Genomic DNA, 16,310 nt, shown 5'->3' with positions numbered 1-16,310 from the left:
GGCGTCAGAGCGAGTGCAGCGGGCGCCGACCGGGCGGCAGCGAGTCGGTCCGCACGATCTCCTTGCCGTAGGGCACGAGCGAGACCGGCAGCAGCTTGAGGTTCGCGATGGCCAGGGGGATGCCGATGATCGTCACCGCCTGCGCCACGGCGGTCGCCAGGTGCCCGAGGGCGAGCCACCAGCCGGCGAGGACGATCCACACGACGTTGAGCAGGACGGACCCCGCCCCTGCTCCGGGCTTCTCGACGACGGCGCGGCCGAACGGCCACAGGGCGTAGCTCGCCATCCGCAGCGCCGCGACGCCGAGGGGGAAGGTCACGACGAGCACGCAGAGCACCAGCCCCGCGACCGCGTAGCCCAGGGCCAGCCAGAGGCCGCCGAAGACGAACCAGATGACGTTGAGCAGGGTGCGCACCGGGCCTCCCGTTCTCTCGTGCCGACGTCCCTGTGGCCCAGCCTGTCACGCCCGGTCCTGCACCGACGTGACGGGGCCTGCGGACCTCAGCGACGCGTCGCGGGCCACGTGCCGGCGAGCGTGCTCGATCGCCTCGGGGGTGGTCGCGAAGAGGTGGTGCAGCGCCTCGAGGTGCTGGTGGATGCCGGAGGTCCGCAGCCGCGTGACGAACCGGGCGGGGAGGCCGGAGAGCAGCACGGTGACGCCGCGGGCCTCGAGGGAGCGGATGGTGTCCGCGAGCACGGCCGCGCCCGTGGTGTCGAGGGTCGTGACGTGGGACATCCGCAGGATGACGACGCGCACGTCGCTGATCTCGGTCAGCTCGAGCAGCGCGGCGTGGGCCCCACCGAAGAACAGCGGCCCTTCGAGCCGGAAGGCGACGACGTGCTGCTGGAGCAGCGCGGCCTCCTCGGACCCGTGGTCCGTGTCGTCCTCCGGGTCGGGCACCCCCTCGGTGTGCAGGGTCGTGGTGCGGGCGAGCTGGCGCAGGGCGAGGCCCCCGGCGGTGACGATGCCGAGGACGACCGCCGTCGCGAGGTCGAGCACCACGGTGGCGACGAAGGTCAGCACCAGGACGAAGGCGTCGCTGCGCGAGGCCCGGGTCAGTGCCCGTAGGGCCGAGACCTCCACCATCCGCACGGCCGTCCCGACGAGGACCCCGGCGAGCGCCGCGAGGGGGATCCAGGAGACGGCGTCGGCCAGGAGCAGGACGACGAGGAGCAGGACGAGGGAGTGGACGACCGCGGCCAGCCGGGAGCGGGCCCCGGTGCGCACGTTGACGGCCGTGCGGGCGATGGCGGCGGTCGCCGGGATGCCGCCGAGCAGGGGCGAGGCGAGGTTGGCCAGCCCCTGCCCGACGAGCTCGCGGTCGGGGTCGTGCCGGCTCGAGACGCTCATCGCGTCCGCGACCGTCGCGGAGAGCAGGCTCTCGAGGGCCGCGAGGACGGCGACGGCGAGGGCGGGCGCGGCGAGCACGCGCAGGTCGCTCCAGGAGACCGCGGGGAGGGAGAGGCGGAAGAGGCGGTCCGGCAGGGCGCCGATGGTCGGCACCGGGAGCGTCGTGACGCGGACGGCGACGGCGCTGGCGACGACGGCGAGCAGGGCGACCGGCACCGACGGGCGCAGTCTGGCCCCGAGGAGCATCGCGGCACCGACGGCCACCGCGAGGGCGAGCGGGGCCGGTCGAGGGGAGCCGGCCCAGTCGCGGACGGCCGTCGCCGCGGCCACGACGACGTGCTCGTGGGTGGCGCGCTGCCCGAGGGCCAGCGGCACCTGCTGGAGGGCGATGAGCGCGGCGATGCCGAGCGTGAACCCCTCGATGACCGGCAGGGGGATGAGGCGCACGTAGCGTCCGGCGCCGGCGAGGCCCATCGCCACGAGGAGGACCCCGGCCATCAGCCCCACGACGAGCACTCCGTCGGCCCCGTGCTGGGCGACGATCGGGGCGAGGACGACGGTCATCGCGCCGGTCGGGCCGGAGACCTGCACGTGGCTGCCGCCGAAGAGCGCCGCGACCGTGCCCGCGACGACCGCGGTGACGAGGCCGGCCGCGGCCCCCAGGCCGGAGGCGATGCCGAAGGCGAGGGCGAGGGGGAGCGCGACGACCCCGACGGTGACGCCGGCGACGACGTCGTGGCGGGGGGAGCGCAGCATCGCGCGCAGGTCCCGCGCGCGGGGTCGCACGGCCCCCACCCGGGTACCCATCCGGAGCAGACCGGCGCGCAGCCCCGGCCGCGCGCCGGAGGGGGGCCGGGAGGTCACCGCCGTCCGGCCTCGGGGGTGAGGTCGTCGACGAGGCCGCCCTGGTCGGCGGTCTTGGTCCGCAGGATGGCGCGGGCGCTCGCGAGGAGGTCGCGGACCTCGGGGAGGGCGAGCGAGTAGATGACCTCGCCGCCCTCACGGCGCTGCGTGACGAGCCCGGCGAGGCGCAGCACCGCGAGCTGGTGGGACAGCGAGGGGGCCTCGATGTCGATGGCGCTGCGCAGGCCGTGGACGGGGTGGTCGCGTTCGGCGAGCAGCTCGAGCACCCGGATGCGGGCAGGGTGCCCGAGGGTGCGGAAGAACTCCGCCTTGGCCTGGTAGAGCGGGACGGGCACGGCGGCTCCTTGAAGAGTTGCAGAACTCTGCAAGTATGCACGACCCGGACTGATCGCCGCGGGTGAGTCGGGCCACACCGCGCCGCGACCCGCCCGACGGTTCCCGGGCGGTGCGGTGCCGCTTAGGCTTGACCGCGCCATGACTGCAGCGAAGACCTACGACGTGCGCACCCACGGGTGCCAGATGAACGTGCACGACTCCGAGCGGCTCGCCGGCCTGCTCGAGACCGCCGGGTACGTCGACCTCGCGAGCGTCCCCGAGGCCGAGCGGCCCGAGGTCGCCGACGTCGTCGTCTTCAACACCTGCGCGGTCCGCGAGAACGCGGACAACAAGCTGTACGGCAACCTCGGCCAGCTGCGCCCGGCGAAGACCGCGAACCCCGACCTCCAGATCGCCGTCGGCGGCTGCATGGCGCAGAAGGACCGGGAGACCATCGTCCGCCGCGCTCCCTGGGTCGACGTCGTCTTCGGCACCCACAACATCGGCAGCCTCCCGGCCCTGCTCGACCGCGCCCGCCACAACAAGCGCGCCGAGGTCGAGATCCTCGAGTCGCTCGAGACCTTCCCCTCGACGCTCCCGACCCGCCGCGACTCCGCCTTCTCCGGCTGGGTGTCGATCTCGGTGGGCTGCAACAACACCTGCACGTTCTGCATCGTGCCGAGCCTGCGCGGCAAGGAGCAGGACCGTCGCCCGGGCGAGGTGCTCGCCGAGATCGAGGCCCTCGTCGCCCAGGGGGTGCTCGAGGTGACCCTCCTCGGCCAGAACGTGAACACCTACGGCGTCGAGTTCGGCGACCGGCTGGCCTTCGGCCGGCTGCTGCGCGCCTGCGGGGACGTCGAGGGACTCGAACGCGTGCGGTTCACGAGCCCGCACCCGGCGGCCTTCACCGACGACGTCATCGCGGCGATGGCCGAGACCCCGAACGTCATGCCGAGCCTCCACATGCCGCTGCAGTCCGGCTCAGACCGGGTGCTCAAGGCGATGCGCCGCAGCTACCGCAGCGAGAGGTTCCTCGGCATCCTCGACCGGGTGCGTGCCGCGATGCCGGACGCCGCGATCACGACCGACCTCATCGTCGGCTTCCCGGGCGAGACCGAGGCCGACTTCGCCGAGACGCTGCGGGTCGTCGAGGCCTCGCGCTTCTCCAGCGCCTTCACCTTCCAGTACTCGGTCCGGCCGGGCACCCCTGCCGCGACGATGCCCGACCAGGTGCCGAAGGCGGTCGTCCAGGAGCGCTTCGACCGGCTCATCGAGCTCCAGGAGCGGGTCTCCTGGGCCGAGCACCGGCGGCTCGAGGGCCGCGAGGTCGAGGTGCTCGTCGCCCCGGGCGAGGGGCGCAAGGACGGTGAGACGGCGCGGATGAGCGGACGGGCCCGGGACAACCGGCTCGTCCACTTCGCCGTGCCCGAGGGCGCCGAGCGTCCGCGTCCGGGCGACGTCGTGACGGTCGGCGTCACCTACGGGGCACCGCACCACCTCGTCGCCGACAGCGGAGTGCGGGGCGGGAGGTACGCGGTGCGCCGGACCCGTGGTGGCGACGCCTGGGCGGCGCTGCAGGACGCGCCGGTGCCCGGCAAGCCCGGGGTCTCGCTCGGCATGCCGACCGTGGGTCGCCCGGCCCCGGTCGCGGCGCCGGCCTGCCCGGCCTGACCCCTCCGGCGGCCCGGGCCGCCGCTACCCCCTCAGAGGTAGTGCGCCAGGACGAAACCGGCGATCGCGCAGGTGGCGAACACCAGCCCGAGGACCGCGGCCGTGCGACGCGTCGAGCGACGGCGCTCCTCGACGACGGCGTTCTCGGCGACGGTGCACTTGACGGCGTCGTAGAGCGGCGTCGGGTCGAACGGCTCGATGTCCAGCTTGGGGAGGCCGGAGTGCCAGTGCGACACGAGTTCGTCCTTTCGACGGGTGCGAGAGTCCGTCGACCATAGGGAACGCACAGGGTCCCGGGCAGCGGATCGGGCCGTGCGACACGCCGTCTGGCCGAAGGCCGCCGCATCGTGTCCGAACGGACGAGACCCCCGACCGGTCGTCCGGTCGGGGGTCTCGCGGCCTCGGGTCGGCTACCGCTCGCCGATCGCCTCGTCGGCCTTGGCCTGGGCCTGGTCGACCTGGTCGGCGTACTTCCCACCCGTCAGCGAGTCGACGGCGTCACCGCCGCGCTCGATGGCCTGGTCGCTGAGCGACTCGACCTGGTCCGGGTGCTCTTCGGCCAGCTCGGTGAGCTTCTCCTTGGCGCTGTCGAGAAATCCCATCGGCGACCTCCTTCCGTCTCGGCGGCAGTGGCGTGCTCCCGGGGGAGCAGCACCAGTCCACACCCGTCCGGTCTCCGGCGCCAGTGCTTTGCCCCCACGGCGTCGGCGGGGTCGTCGGGCTCTGGAAGAATCGGCGTCATGACCATCCGTCCCGTCGTCATCACCGGAGAGCCCGTGCTCCACCAGCGCGCGGCCGCCGTCGAGGTCATCGACGACGGCATCCGCGAGCTCGTCGCCGACATGTTCGAGACGATGGACGCCGCCCGCGGGGTGGGGCTGGCCGCTCCGCAGATCGGGGTCGGCCTGCGGATCTTCACCTGGCAGCTCGGCAACGAGGACGGCATCCCGGCCCGCGGCGTCGTCATCAACCCGTACCTCGTGCCCGCCAAACCGGTTCCGGGCGAACCCGACCCGCACGAGGAGTCCGAGGGCTGCCTGTCGGTGCCGGGGGAGTCCTTCCCGCTGCGGCGCGGCGAGAGCGCCGTGCTCACCGGCCAGGACCTCGACGGCCGCGACCTGCACTACGAGGCCACCGGCTGGTTCGCCCGGATGCTCCAGCACGAGTACGACCACCTCAACGGCTTCCTCTACGTCGACCGGCTCACCGGCAAGTGGGCGCGTAAGGCCAAGAAGGCGGTCAAGGCCAACGGCTGGGGCACCCCCGGCCTCACCTGGATGCCCGGCGAGGACCGCGACCCGTTCGGCCACGACGACGTCGACGAGGAGCACCGCGACCACGCGGTCGAGGTCGGCGACGAGGCGCACCCCTGAGCGACCAGCCGCTCGTCGTCGCCGTCGTCGGCCCCACCGCCACGGGCAAGTCCGACCTCGGCGTCGCCCTGGCGCACCGGCTCGGCGGCGAGGTCGTCTCCGCGGACGCCTCCCAGCTCTACCGCGGGATGGACGTCGGGACGGCCAAGCTGACGGTGGCCGAGCGCGAGGGCGTCCCGCACCACCAGCTCGACGTCCTCGAGGTCACCGAGGAGGCCAGCGTCGCGGCCTACCAGCGCCACGCCCGGGCGGACCTCGACGACGTGCACGCCCGCGGCCGGGTGCCCCTGCTCGTCGGTGGCTCCGGCCTCTACGTCCGGGCCGCCCTCGACCGGCTCGAGATCCCTCCGACCGACTCCGGCGTCCGGGGGGTCCTCGAGGAGCGCGTGACGACGGAGGGGCTGCCGGTGCTCGTCGCCGAGCTCGCCGCCGCCGACCCCGCGGCCGCCGCCGCCATCGACCCCGGCAACGCCCGGCGGGTGGTTCGGGCCCTCGAGGTCATCGCCCTCACCAGGCGGCCGTTCAGCGCGACCATGCCGGTGCGCGAGCACCTCCGCCCCACGGTCGTCCTCGGCCTGCGGGTCGACCGCGACGAGCTGGACCGGCGGATCGGGCGACGGACCCGGCGGATGTTCGACGCCGGCCTGCTCGAGGAGACCCGCGAGCTGCTCGACCGGGGTCTGCGACAAGGCAGGACGGCCGCCCGGGCGGTCGGCTACGCGCAGGCGGTCCGGGTGCTCGACGGCGGGATGACCGTGGCGGAGGCCGTCGCCGACACGGCGCTGCGCACCCGCCGGCTCGTGCGGCGGCAGGAGTCGTGGTTCGGGGCCGACCCCCGCGTCCGCTGGCTCGACGCGCTCGCCCCCGACCTGCTCGACCGTGCGCTCGAGCACGTCGAGGGCGCGGCCGACCGGCTGCGCCGCGGGGGATGGGACGATGGTGCGCATGGCTGACCGGCTGGCGTTCACCAAGGGCCACGGGACCGAGAACGACTTCGTCCTCGTGCCCGACCTCGACGGCGCCCTCGGGCTGTCCGCCACCCGGGCGGCGTGGCTCGCCGACCGGCGGGCCGGCCTGGGGGGCGACGGCGTCATCCGGGTCGTCCCCGCGGAGCTCGCCGGCGAGGCCGCGGTCCGCGACCAGGCCGAGGCCACGTGGTTCATGGACTACCGCAACGCCGACGGCTCGGCGGCCGAGATGTGCGGGAACGGCACCCGTGTCTTCGCCGAGTTCCTGCGCCGCGAGGGGCTCGAGACCGCCGACGAGTTCGTCATCGCCACCCGGGCCGGGGCCAAGGTGGTCCGGCGCGACGGCGACACGTGGGCCGTCGGGCTCGGGCCCTGGCGGCTGGCCGACCCGGCGCGCGCCGAGCGTGAGGGCTTCGACGCGCTGGTCCACGTCGGCGGAGACGACGGCGACCCCTTCTCCGCCCTCTCGGTCGACCTCGGCAACCCGCACACCGTCGTCGCACTCCCGGAGGACGTCGACCTCGCAGGGCTCGACCTCGGCCGGGCGCCGGTCGTCCGGCCCCAGCCGCCGCACGGCACCAACGTCGAGCTCGTCCGTCCGGTCGGGCCCGGCCACGTCGTGATGCGGGTCCACGAGCGCGGGGTCGGCGAGACCCGCTCCTGCGGCACGGGGGCGTGCGCCGTGGCCATCGCGACGAGCTTCTGGGCCGGCTCCCTCGACACCGGGTCGACGTGGACCGTCGACGTCCCGGGCGGGCGGCTCACCGTCCGGCTCACCGACGGGCACGGTGTCGAGCTCGCCGGCCCGGCCGTCCTCGTCGCCGACGGCACCGTCCCGACGGCGCTCCTGCCCGACTGACGCGCGCCCGACCCCCGCGGGTGCCCGCGGATGCCCCGCGGGTCAGGCCCGGCGGACCTCGAGGACCCGGAAGCCCTTGCTCGACGTGCGCCGGGTGCACGTCATCGACAGCTCGGACCCGATCCAGCGCTGGAGGCTGTCCGAGCCGAGGTTCTTCTGGACGACGAGCGTGGCGAGCCCGTCCGGTGCGAGCCGGGGCAGCCAGGTGCGCAGCAGGTCGTGGAGCACCGCCTTGCCGACCCGGATCGGCGGGTTGGACCAGATGACGTCGAACCGTGCGTCGGTCGGGACGGCGTCGGCGGTCACCGGGTGCACCCGCGCCAGGCCAAGGGCGGCGGCGTTGCGGCGGGCGAGGTCGAGGGCGCGCTCGTTGACGTCGACCGCCCAGACCGTGGCCTCCGGCGCGAGCATCCCGAGGGTCAGGGCCACCGGCCCCCACCCGCAGCCGAGGTCGAGGAAGGTCCCGGTCGGCGGGGGCGGAACCGCCTCGTCGAGGAGGACCGCGGTGCCCTTGTCGAGGCCGCCGGGCGAGAACACGCCCCGGGCCACCTCGACCTCGACCTCGCGCCCGGCGAGCCGCACCCGCAGCGGCCGGCGGTCGGCGTCGCTCGCCGGCTCGGCGGTGAAGTAGTGCTCGTGCTCGCCCACCGGCCCGAGGCTAGCGGGCCCGGCCCCGGACCTCGGCACCGGAAGAAACGGGTCGCCGCCCGTCGTTGGACTCTGCGACCCTAGGGAGAACATGACTGCACGACACACCCTCTCCGGGCGGGCCGAGGCGCTCGCCGACGACCCCCGCTTCGACGACTCCGGCTTCGTCCTGGACGACGACGCCCTGGGCTACGACGGCGACCAGTACGACCGCGAGGAGCGGGCGGCGCTCCGCCGTGTCTCCGGCCTCTCCACCGAGCTCCAGGACGTCACCGAGGTCGAGTACCGCCAGCTGCGCCTCGAGCGCGTCGTCCTCGCGGCCGTGTGGTCCGAGGGCACCCTCGAGGACGCCGAGAACTCCCTGCGCGAGCTGGCCGCGCTCGCCGAGACGGCCGGCTCCGAGGTGCTCGCCGGTGTCGTCCAGCGCCGGCCGCACCCGGACCCCGCGACCTACCTCGGCAAGGGCAAGGCCGCCGAGCTGCGCGACGTCGTCATCGCCGAGGGCGCCGACACCGTCATCTGCGACACCGAGCTCGCCCCGAGCCAGCGCCGCGCCCTCGAGGACGTCGTCAAGGTCAAGGTCATCGACCGCACCGCACTGATCCTCGACATCTTCGCCCAGCACGCGAAGAGTCGAGAGGGCAAGGCGCAGGTCGAGCTCGCCCAGCTCCAGTACCTCCTGCCGCGGCTGCGCGGCTGGGGCGAGTCGATGTCGCGGCAGGCCGGTGGCCAGGCCGCGGGCGGCCAGGGCATGGGCTCGCGCGGCCCGGGTGAGACCAAGATCGAGCTCGACCGGCGCCGCATCAACTCCCGCATCGCGAAGCTGCGCCGCGACATCAAGGAGATGAAGACCACCCGCGACACCAAGCGCAGCGGGCGCCGCGCCGGGCGGGTCCCCAGCGTGGCCATCGCGGGGTACACGAACGCGGGGAAGTCGAGCCTGCTCAACCGCCTGACCGGCGCCGGTGTCCTCGTCGAGGACGCCCTGTTCGCCACCCTCGACCCCACCGTGCGCCGCGCCGAGACGCCCGACGGGCGGCTGTACACGCTGGCCGACACGGTCGGGTTCGTCCGCCAGCTGCCGCACCAGCTCGTCGAGGCGTTCCGCTCGACGCTGGAGGAGGTGGCCGACGCCGACCTGCTGCTCCACGTCGTCGACGGCTCGCACCCCGACCCCGAGGGCCAGATCTCCGCGGTCCGCGCCGTCCTCGCCGACGTCGGCGCCACCGACGTCAAGGAGGTCGTCGTCGTCAACAAGGCCGACGCCGCCGACCCCGAGGTCCTCGACCGCCTCGTGCGCCACGAGAAGCACTCGATCGTCGTCTCGGCCCGCACCGGTCAGGGGATCGAGGAGCTGCGCGCCCTCGTCGCCGACGAGCTGCCCCAGCCGGACGTCGACGTCGACGTCCTCGTCCCGTACGACCGCGGCGACCTCGTGAGCCGCGTCCACGAGACCGGTGAGGTCCTCGCGAGCGAGCACGTCGCCGAGGGCACCCGGCTCACCGCGCGGGTCGGGGCCGAGCTGGCCGACGACCTGGCCGACTTCGCCGTCTGACCCGGCGCACACTGTTGCAATTGACTTGCAATAGAGTGCGCAGGTGACGTCCGGCCGCACCCTGCTCACCGACCGCCTGCGCCTGCGACCCCTCCGGGAGGCCGACCGCGACCTCTGGGTGCGCCTGCACACCGACCCCGCGCAGTATCCGTTCGCGCCGTGGGCGGTCGCTCCGGACGCGGGGGCGGCGGAGGGGAAGCTGGCCCTCGCGCTGGAGCACTGGCGCCGGCACGGCTTCGGGTACGGCGTCGCCGAGGACCGCGGCAGCGGCGAGGCGCTTGGTGTCGCCGGCGTCATCCACGGGCGGGAGCGAGCCCACCTCAACCTCTACTACCGGTTCGACCGGCCGCACCACGGCCGCGGGCTCGGCCCCGAGGTCGCCCGGGCGGTCGTCGCCGACACCGTCGAGCACGGCCCGGCGCTGCCCCTCACCGCGACCGCCCGCCCGGACCACCGCGCCTCGATCCGCACGGCCGAGCGGGCCGGGCTGACCGTCGTCGGGGCGGCCGAACCGGGCGCGGTCCTGCCCGGCGTGCCGCCGGAGGTCGTCGGCCGCGCCCGGGCCGCCGACCCGGCCCACGTCCCCGGGCCGGTGGTCCTCCTGGCCCCGCGGCCCCACGTGCACGGCGCCCCGTTCCACCCGCCGACGCGGGAGGCCGTCCTCGACCTGTGGTGCGCGACCAACGACAGCGGGGGAGCGGTGGGTTTCCTCCCGGGCACGCAGCGGGACCGGGTCGCGCAGGCCCTGGCGGCGCACGAGGAGCAGATGACGGCCGGGCGCGCCGTCGCCGTCCTGCTGCGCGACCCGGCCGGCACCGTCGTGGCTCTCGCGTGGTGGGTCGCCGGCCCGAACCCGCTGCTCGGACACCGGCGTACGGCCTACCGCGTGATGACCGACCCCGGCCGGCGTGGGCGCAACCTCGGCCGGCTGCTCATGGCCGCGATGCACCGCGTCGCCCGCGAGGACGGGGTCGAGGTCGCCGAGCTCGGCGTGCGCGGCGGGACCGGGGTCGACGCCTTCTACGCCGGGCTGGGCTACGAGGAGGTCGGCCGGCTGCCCGGCGGGATCCGGGTCGCCGACGGTGACGAGCGGGACGACATCTGGATGGCCCGCCGCCTCGACGGTCGGCCGCTGCTCAGCTGAGCCCGACGATCCGCCCGTCGTCGTCGACGTCGATGTGCTCGCTCGCCGGCACCCTGGGCAGGCCGGGCATCGTCATGATCTCGCCGGTCACCATGACGACGAACCCGGCGCCCGCCGCGAGGCGCACCTCACGGACCGAGACGGTGTGGCCCTCGGGCGCACCGCGCAGCCCGGGGTCGGTCGAGAACGAGCTCTGCGTCTTGGCCATGCACACCGGCAGGTGGCCGTAGCCCTCGGCCTCGATCGCCGCGAGCCGCTTCGCCGCCTTGGGCTCGAAGGTCACCTCGGCCGCGCCGTACACCCTGGTCGCGATGGCCCGGGCCTTCTCGGCGAGCGGGGCGTCGTCGGGGTAGACCAGCTGCATGTCGGCGGTCCCCGCCTCGATGACCTCGAGCACGCCGCGGGCCAGCGCCTGAGCACCCTGGCCGCCGTCGGCGTAGTGCGTCGCCTCGTAGGCGTGGACGCCCTCGGCCTCGACGAGACGGATGACCTCGGCGACCTCGGCGTCGGTGTCCGACGGGAAGCGGTTGAGCGCCACGACGGCGGGCAGGCCGTAGACGTCCCGGACGTTGCGCAGGTGCCGGCGCAGGTTGGCCATCCCGGCGGTGACCGCCTCGACCGACTCGGCGCCGAGGTCGGGGACCGCGACCCCGCCGTGGTACTTCAGGGCCCGCACGGTGGCGACGACGACCACCGCGGACGGCCGCAGGCCCGTCGTGCGGCACTTGATGTCGACGAACTTCTCGGCGCCGAGGTCGGCGCCGAACCCGGCCTCGGTGACGACGTAGTCGGCGAGCCTGAGGGCCGTGCGCGTCGCCATCACCGAGTTGCAGCCGTGGGCGATGTTGGCGAAGGGGCCACCGTGGATCATCGCGGGCGTGTGCTCGAGGGTCTGGACGAGGTTGGGCGCCAGCGCGTCCCGCAGGATGACGGTCATCGCGCCGTGCACGTTGAGGTCGCGGGCACGCACCGGCTGCTTGCCCCGGGTGTAGCCGACGACGATGCTGCCGAGGCGCTCGCGGAGGTCGGTGATCGACGTGGCGAGGCAGAGGATGGCCATCACCTCGGACGCGACGACGATGTCGAAGCCGTCCTCGCGGGGCACCCCGTTGGCCACGCCGCCGAGCCCGACGACGATGTCGCGCAGGGCGCGGTCGTTGAGATCGACGACGCGCTTCCAGGTGATCGTCCGCGGGTCGATGTCGAGCGCGTTGCCGTGGTGCACGTGGTTGTCGATGACCGCCGAGAGCAGGTTGTTGGCGGCGGCGATCGCGGCGAAGTCGCCGGTGAAGTTGAGGTTGATGTCGGTCATCGGGACGACCTGCGCGTACCCGCCGCCGGCGGCCCCGCCCTTCATGCCGAACACCGGTCCCATCGACGGCTCGCGGAGGGCGACCATCGCCTTCTCGCCGAGCGAGGTGAGGGCGTCGGCGAGGCCGACCGACGTCGTCGTCTTCCCCTCCCCGGCGGGGGTCGGCGAGATGGCGGTGACGAGCACGAGCTTGCCCTCGGGCCGGTCGGCCAGGCCGTTGACGTAGCCGAGGGAGATCTTCGCCTTCGTGTGGCCGTACGGCACGAGGTGCTCGGGGTCGATGCCCAGCTTCTCGTGGGCCAGCTCGGTGATCGGCGTCAGCGTGGCCGCCTCGGCGATCTCGATGTCAGGGGGGACGGGGCGGGTCTGCGCGCTCGTGGTCACGCCCGCCATCGTGACATCCGCGCGACCCCGCGACAAGGGAATCGACGCGCTGAACGCAACGCGACGCGCGATGCGCAACAGTGGACTGCCGGGCCGGCCGCCACCGCCCGACAGCCTAGGCTGCACGGGTGCCCTCCCTCGACGACCTGCTCCATGCCGCGGTCGCCGGGGTCGGCGGCACGGAGCGGCCCGGGCAGGTCGAGATGGCCCACGCCGTCGCCGACGCCGTCGAGCGCGGCGAGCACCTCCTCGTCCAGGCCGGGACGGGCACCGGCAAGTCGCTCGCCTACCTCGTGCCGGCCGTGCAGCACGCGGTGGACACCGGACGCACCGCCGTCGTCGCCACCGCCACGCTGGCCCTCCAGGCGCAGATCGTCGACCGCGACATGCCCCGGCTCGCCAAGGCGCTGACGCCCGTGCTCGGGCGCCGGCCCACCTACGCGCTCGTCAAGGGCCGGCGCAACTACGTGTGCCTGCACAAGCTCGAGGGCGGCTTCCCCGACGACGACGCCGACACCCTGATGACGGTGGGCGACGTCGACCGCGCGGCGTCCCGGCTCGGCGCCGAGGTCGTCCGGCTGCGCGAGTGGGCCGGGGTCACCGAGTCCGGCGACCGCGACGAGCTCGTGCCCGGGGTCTCCGAGCGGGCCTGGCGCCAGGTGTCGGTGAGCGCCGAGGAGTGCCTCGGCTCACGCTGCCCGATGGTCGCCGAGTGCTTCGTCGAGCGCTCCCGCGAGGCCGCCCGCGACGTCGACGTCGTCGTGACGAACCACTCGTTCATGGCCATCGACGCCTTCGAGGGCCGTCAGATGCTGCCGGAGCACGACGTCCTCGTCGTCGACGAGGGCCACGAGCTCGTCGACCGCGTCACCTCGACGATCACCGACGAGCTGACCCCGGGGTCGGTCCGGGCCGCCGCGAAGCGGGCCGGCCGGCAGACCGACGCCGCCGAGGGCCTCGACGACGCCGCGACGCTCCTCGAGTCGGTGCTCGAGCCGATGCCGGAGGGCCGGCTCACCGCGGTCCCGGAGGCGCTGGCCCTGGCCCTCGGGCGGATCCGCGACGTGGCCCGGCAGGCGCAGACCGAGCTCAAGCCGCGTGCGGGCGAGGAGGCGGACGGCGCGCGCAAGGTCGCGCAGGCGGCCGTCGACGAGCTCTTCGACGTCGCCGCCCGGGTGCTCGAGGAGCGCGAGCTCGACGTCGTCTGGTTGTCGAAGGACCCGCGCCGCGGTCCGGTGCTGCGAGTCGCGCCGATGAGCGTCGCGATGCTGGTGCGCGACAAGGTGTTCGACGAGCGCACGGTGGTCATCACCTCCGCCACACTGGAGCTGGGCGGCAGCTTCGACGCGGTCGCCGGCACGATCGGGCTGCGCGGGGAGGGTGCCCCGGGGTGGCGCGGCCTCGACGTCGGCAGCCCGTTCGACTACCCGAAGCAGGGCATCGCCTACGTCGCCAAGCACCTGCCGGCCCCCGGCCGCGACGGCACCGCGCCGCAGACCCTCGACGAGGTCGAGGCGCTGGTCCGGGCCGCGAACGGCCGCACCCTCGGCCTGTTCTCCTCGATGCGAGCCGCTCGCGAGGTCACCGAGGAGATGCGGAACCGCTTGGAGGACACCGACATCGTCGTCCTCTGCCAGGGCGAGGACCAGATCTCGACGCTCGTGCGTGAGTTCGCCAAGGACGTGCGCACCTGTCTCTTCGGCACACTGTCCCTCTGGCAGGGCGTCGACGTCCCGGGGTCCTCGTGCCAGCTCGTCCTCATCGACCGCATCCCCTTCCCGCGGCCCGACGACCCGCTGGCCTCGGCCCGCTCGCAGGCCATCGCCCGGATGGGCGGCAACGGCTTCATGGCGGTCTCCGCGACGCACGCCGCGCTCCGGCTGGCCCAGGGCGCCGGGCGGCTCATCCGGCGCTCGGACGACCGCGGCGTGGTCGCCTTCCTCGACTCGCGGATGATGACAGCGCGCTACGCCGGGTTCCTCCAGCGGTCGCTGCCTCCGTTCTGGCCGACCGCCGACCGCGAGATGGTGCTCGGCGCGCTCCGGCGGCTGGACGAGATCGCGCCGCCGCCGCTGCCGGTCGCCGAGCCGACGCTGCGCGGGCTGACCGGTGCCGTGAGCGGTACGACGATGACCGGCGCGGCCACGACCGCCCCGGTCGCCGACGAGCGCCCGGTCGCCGACGCGCCGCCGCCCGCGCCGTCGGCCCGCACCGCCGTCACCCAGGGGCACGCGTGGAGCGCCCAGGAGGACGAGGAGCTGAGGGACGGCGTCGAGCTCGGCCTCGGGCTCGACGAGCTCGCCGAGTCGATGGAGCTGCCCCGCGAGGTCGTCGAGGCCCGGCTCTCCGGGCTCGGTCTCGAGCCCGGCCGGGGGCCGACCCTCACGTTCGACTGACGTCGCGCCTCACGCGGCCGCGGCGTGCTCGAGGGAGCGCAGCCACGACTCGGTCTGCCGGGGGTCGGTGAAGCGCAGCACCGGGGGACCGTCCGGCGTGGCGCACATCGTCTCGATCTGCGCGTGCTTGCGCCGATAGCTGCGCACGTGCCAGGCGACGATCGAGTCGCGCGACAGGGTCTGGCGCCACGACTCGGTGTTGCCGCCGCAGACCTCCTCGTGGTCGCGCAGCCGGCGGAGGGTGCGGTTGAGCAGCCGGCCGAGGGAGACCCGGCGCGGGTAGTCGAGCGCGATGACGAGGTCGGTGCGGCCGAGGACGAGCTCGCGGGTGGCGCTCCACACGGCGTCCATCACCCACGTCGGGCCCTCGGCGTGCGGGCGCACGGCCTCGACCTGGCCCGCGGCGTCGAGCTGGACCCAGCCGGGGCGCCACATGAGGTCGTCGACGGCGACGTACGGCAGCCCACCGACGGCCGCCAGCCGCACGGCGAGCGAGGACTTGCCCGAGCCGGTGACCCCGAGGATGACGACGCGCCGGTGGCGGGCGAGGTCGAAGGGGCCGTCGAGGAGCACCGGGAGATCCTAGGCGAGCCGGCGACGCGGTCGGGCCCGGCGGTCCGTCGGCCCGGGATGGCAGAGTGGCCGCCATGACCGAGGACCTCGTCGCCGTGGCCCACCGGGTGCCGCCGTACGTCCTCGTCTCCGGCCCGGAGGAGATCCTCGCCGAGCGGGCGCTGGCCCAGACCCTCGACGAGCTGCGGGTGACCAGCCCCGACCTCGAGGTCATCCGGGTGTACGCGGCGGCCTACCAGCCCGGCGAGCTCGTCCTGCACACCAGCCCCTCGCTCTTCGGGGGCGCGAAGTGCGTCGTCGTCCACGACCTCGACGATGCGGCCGAGGAGCTGCAGGCCGACCTGCTCACGGTGGTCACCGACCACCCCGAGCCCGACCTCACGCTCGTCGTCCTCCACAAGAGCGGGCAGCGGGGCAGGAAGGTCCTCGACGCGCTGCGCGGCGCCGGCGCCCGGGTCCTCGACGCGCCGGCCATCAAGACCGACCGCGACAAGACCGACTTCGCCACCCACGAGTTCCGTCGGGCCCGGCGCAAGGCGACCGCCGAGGCGGTCCACGCCCTCGTCGAGGCGGTCGGCAAGGACGTCCGCGAGCTCGCCGCCGCCTGCCAGCAACTCGTCGACGACACGACCGGGGTCATCGACGAGCAGGTCGTCCTCACCTACCACGGCGGCAAGGTCGAGGCCACGGGCTTCCGGGTCGCCGACGCCGCCCTGGCCGGCGACCCGGGGGAGGCCCTGCGGCTGCTCCGGCACGCCATCGCGGTCGGGGTCGACCCCGTCCCGATCGTCGCGGTGCTCGCCCAGCAGGTGCGTCAGCTGATCCGGGTCGGGTCGGCCGGGCGGGGCCGCTCCGCCGACATCGCGCGCGACGTCGGGATGGCGCCGTGGCAGGTCG

General features: G+C 74.6%; 16 protein-coding genes. 8 read left to right on the top strand and 8 right to left on the bottom strand.

The features are described 5' to 3' along the window. Window positions 1–4: 4 nt before the first annotated feature. The 3 genes from PKA89_RS01745 to PKA89_RS01735 are packed head-to-tail and all read right to left on the bottom strand — an operon-like array spanning window position 5 to window position 2,550. Window positions 5–415 carry a YccF domain-containing protein gene (locus tag PKA89_RS01745; RefSeq protein WP_324415980.1) on the bottom strand — a complete coding sequence of 137 codons (411 nt, stop codon included), beginning with the start codon at window positions 413–415 and terminating at the stop codon, window positions 5–7. 45 nt (window positions 416–460) lie between these two features. Next, a complete protein-coding gene (locus PKA89_RS01740) occupies window positions 461–2,215 on the bottom strand; it encodes a SulP family inorganic anion transporter (protein WP_324415979.1) in 1,755 nt (584 codons plus the stop codon). Beyond that, window positions 2,212–2,550 (bottom strand): metalloregulator ArsR/SmtB family transcription factor, encoded by a 339-nt coding sequence (locus PKA89_RS01735; RefSeq protein WP_324415977.1) that lies wholly within the window; start codon window positions 2,548–2,550, stop codon window positions 2,212–2,214. The genes PKA89_RS01740 and PKA89_RS01735 overlap by 4 nt, the downstream gene beginning before the upstream one ends. Window positions 2,551–2,689: 139 nt before the next feature. Here PKA89_RS01735 and miaB point away from each other — a divergent pair, with 139 nt between their 5' ends. After that, window positions 2,690–4,201 carry a tRNA (N6-isopentenyl adenosine(37)-C2)-methylthiotransferase MiaB gene (gene miaB / locus PKA89_RS01730; protein ID WP_324415974.1) on the top strand — a complete coding sequence of 504 codons (1,512 nt, stop codon included), beginning with the start codon at window positions 2,690–2,692 and terminating at the stop codon, window positions 4,199–4,201. A gap of 32 nt (window positions 4,202–4,233) precedes the next feature. Here miaB and PKA89_RS01725 read toward each other — a convergent pair whose 3' ends face one another. After that, window positions 4,234–4,437 carry a hypothetical protein gene (locus tag PKA89_RS01725; RefSeq protein WP_324415972.1) on the bottom strand — a complete coding sequence of 68 codons (204 nt, stop codon included), beginning with the start codon at window positions 4,435–4,437 and terminating at the stop codon, window positions 4,234–4,236. A 174-nt stretch (window positions 4,438–4,611) separates the two neighbouring features. Further along, complete coding sequence (locus PKA89_RS01720) at window positions 4,612–4,803, bottom strand: antitoxin (protein ID WP_324415970.1); 192 nt, start codon at window positions 4,801–4,803, stop codon at window positions 4,612–4,614. Window positions 4,804–4,941: 138 nt separating this feature from the next. On the opposite strand from PKA89_RS01720, the gene def reads away from it, so the two are divergent. Genes def through dapF form a run of 3 tightly spaced genes read left to right on the top strand, consistent with a single transcriptional unit; the run spans window position 4,942 to window position 7,401 of the window. Further along, window positions 4,942–5,574 (top strand): peptide deformylase, encoded by a 633-nt coding sequence (def, locus tag PKA89_RS01715; protein ID WP_324415968.1) that lies wholly within the window; start codon window positions 4,942–4,944, stop codon window positions 5,572–5,574. Next, a complete protein-coding gene (gene miaA / locus PKA89_RS01710; RefSeq protein ID WP_324416490.1) occupies window positions 5,571–6,527 on the top strand; it encodes a tRNA (adenosine(37)-N6)-dimethylallyltransferase MiaA in 957 nt (318 codons plus the stop codon). Before def ends, miaA begins: the two co-directional genes overlap by 4 nt. Next, complete coding sequence (dapF, locus tag PKA89_RS01705) at window positions 6,520–7,401, top strand: diaminopimelate epimerase (protein ID WP_324415966.1); 882 nt, start codon at window positions 6,520–6,522, stop codon at window positions 7,399–7,401. The genes miaA and dapF overlap by 8 nt, the downstream gene beginning before the upstream one ends. 42 nt (window positions 7,402–7,443) lie before the next feature. Here the strand turns inward: dapF and PKA89_RS01700 are convergent, their stop codons facing one another. Next, window positions 7,444–8,049, bottom strand: a complete 606-nt coding sequence (locus PKA89_RS01700; protein WP_324415964.1) for a methyltransferase — start codon at window positions 8,047–8,049, stop codon at window positions 7,444–7,446. 91 nt (window positions 8,050–8,140) lie between these two features. Between PKA89_RS01700 and hflX the strand changes: the two genes are divergently transcribed. Further along, window positions 8,141–9,604, top strand: a complete 1,464-nt coding sequence (gene hflX, locus PKA89_RS01695; RefSeq protein ID WP_324415962.1) for a GTPase HflX — start codon at window positions 8,141–8,143, stop codon at window positions 9,602–9,604. Between the two features lie 43 nt (window positions 9,605–9,647). After that, window positions 9,648–10,748 (top strand): GNAT family N-acetyltransferase, encoded by a 1,101-nt coding sequence (locus PKA89_RS01690; protein WP_324415960.1) that lies wholly within the window; start codon window positions 9,648–9,650, stop codon window positions 10,746–10,748. Here the strand turns inward: PKA89_RS01690 and PKA89_RS01685 are convergent. Beyond that, window positions 10,741–12,453, bottom strand: coding sequence for a formate--tetrahydrofolate ligase (locus tag PKA89_RS01685; protein WP_324415958.1), 1,713 nt, complete (start codon window positions 12,451–12,453; stop codon window positions 10,741–10,743). The genes PKA89_RS01690 and PKA89_RS01685 overlap by 8 nt on opposite strands. 119 nt (window positions 12,454–12,572) lie before the next feature. On the opposite strand from PKA89_RS01685, the gene PKA89_RS01680 reads away from it, so the two are divergent. Next, complete coding sequence (locus PKA89_RS01680) at window positions 12,573–14,840, top strand: ATP-dependent DNA helicase (protein WP_324415955.1); 2,268 nt, start codon at window positions 12,573–12,575, stop codon at window positions 14,838–14,840. A 9-nt stretch (window positions 14,841–14,849) separates the two neighbouring features. Here the strand turns inward: PKA89_RS01680 and PKA89_RS01675 are convergent, their stop codons facing one another. Next, the gene (locus PKA89_RS01675) at window positions 14,850–15,413 is read right to left on the bottom strand and encodes an adenylate kinase (protein WP_324415953.1); all 564 of its coding nucleotides are present in this window, start codon (window positions 15,411–15,413) and stop codon (window positions 14,850–14,852) included. A 74-nt stretch (window positions 15,414–15,487) separates the two neighbouring features. On the opposite strand from PKA89_RS01675, the gene holA reads away from it, so the two are divergent. After that, window positions 15,488–16,310 (top strand): DNA polymerase III subunit delta (holA, locus tag PKA89_RS01670; RefSeq protein ID WP_324415951.1); only part of this gene is annotated, 823 nt, incomplete at its 3' end.

The sequence above is a fragment of the Phycicoccus sp. genome (genome assembly GCF_035325325.1).
Taxonomy (GTDB): domain Bacteria; phylum Actinomycetota; class Actinomycetes; order Actinomycetales; family Dermatophilaceae; genus Phycicoccus.
This window is presented reverse-complemented; position numbering and strand designations above follow the sequence as displayed.

Coding starts and splice junctions, on each gene's coding strand:
- miaB (WP_324415974.1), top strand. CDS start 2,690: ATGACTGCAGCGAAGACCTACGACGTGCGCACCCACGGGTGCCAGATG.
- PKA89_RS01720 (WP_324415970.1), bottom strand. CDS start 4,803: ATGGGATTTCTCGACAGCGCCAAGGAGAAGCTCACCGAGCTGGCCGAA.
- def (WP_324415968.1), top strand. CDS start 4,942: ATGACCATCCGTCCCGTCGTCATCACCGGAGAGCCCGTGCTCCACCAG.
- dapF (WP_324415966.1), top strand. CDS start 6,520: ATGGCTGACCGGCTGGCGTTCACCAAGGGCCACGGGACCGAGAACGAC.
- hflX (WP_324415962.1), top strand. CDS start 8,141: ATGACTGCACGACACACCCTCTCCGGGCGGGCCGAGGCGCTCGCCGAC.
- PKA89_RS01685 (WP_324415958.1), bottom strand. CDS start 12,453: ATGGCGGGCGTGACCACGAGCGCGCAGACCCGCCCCGTCCCCCCTGAC.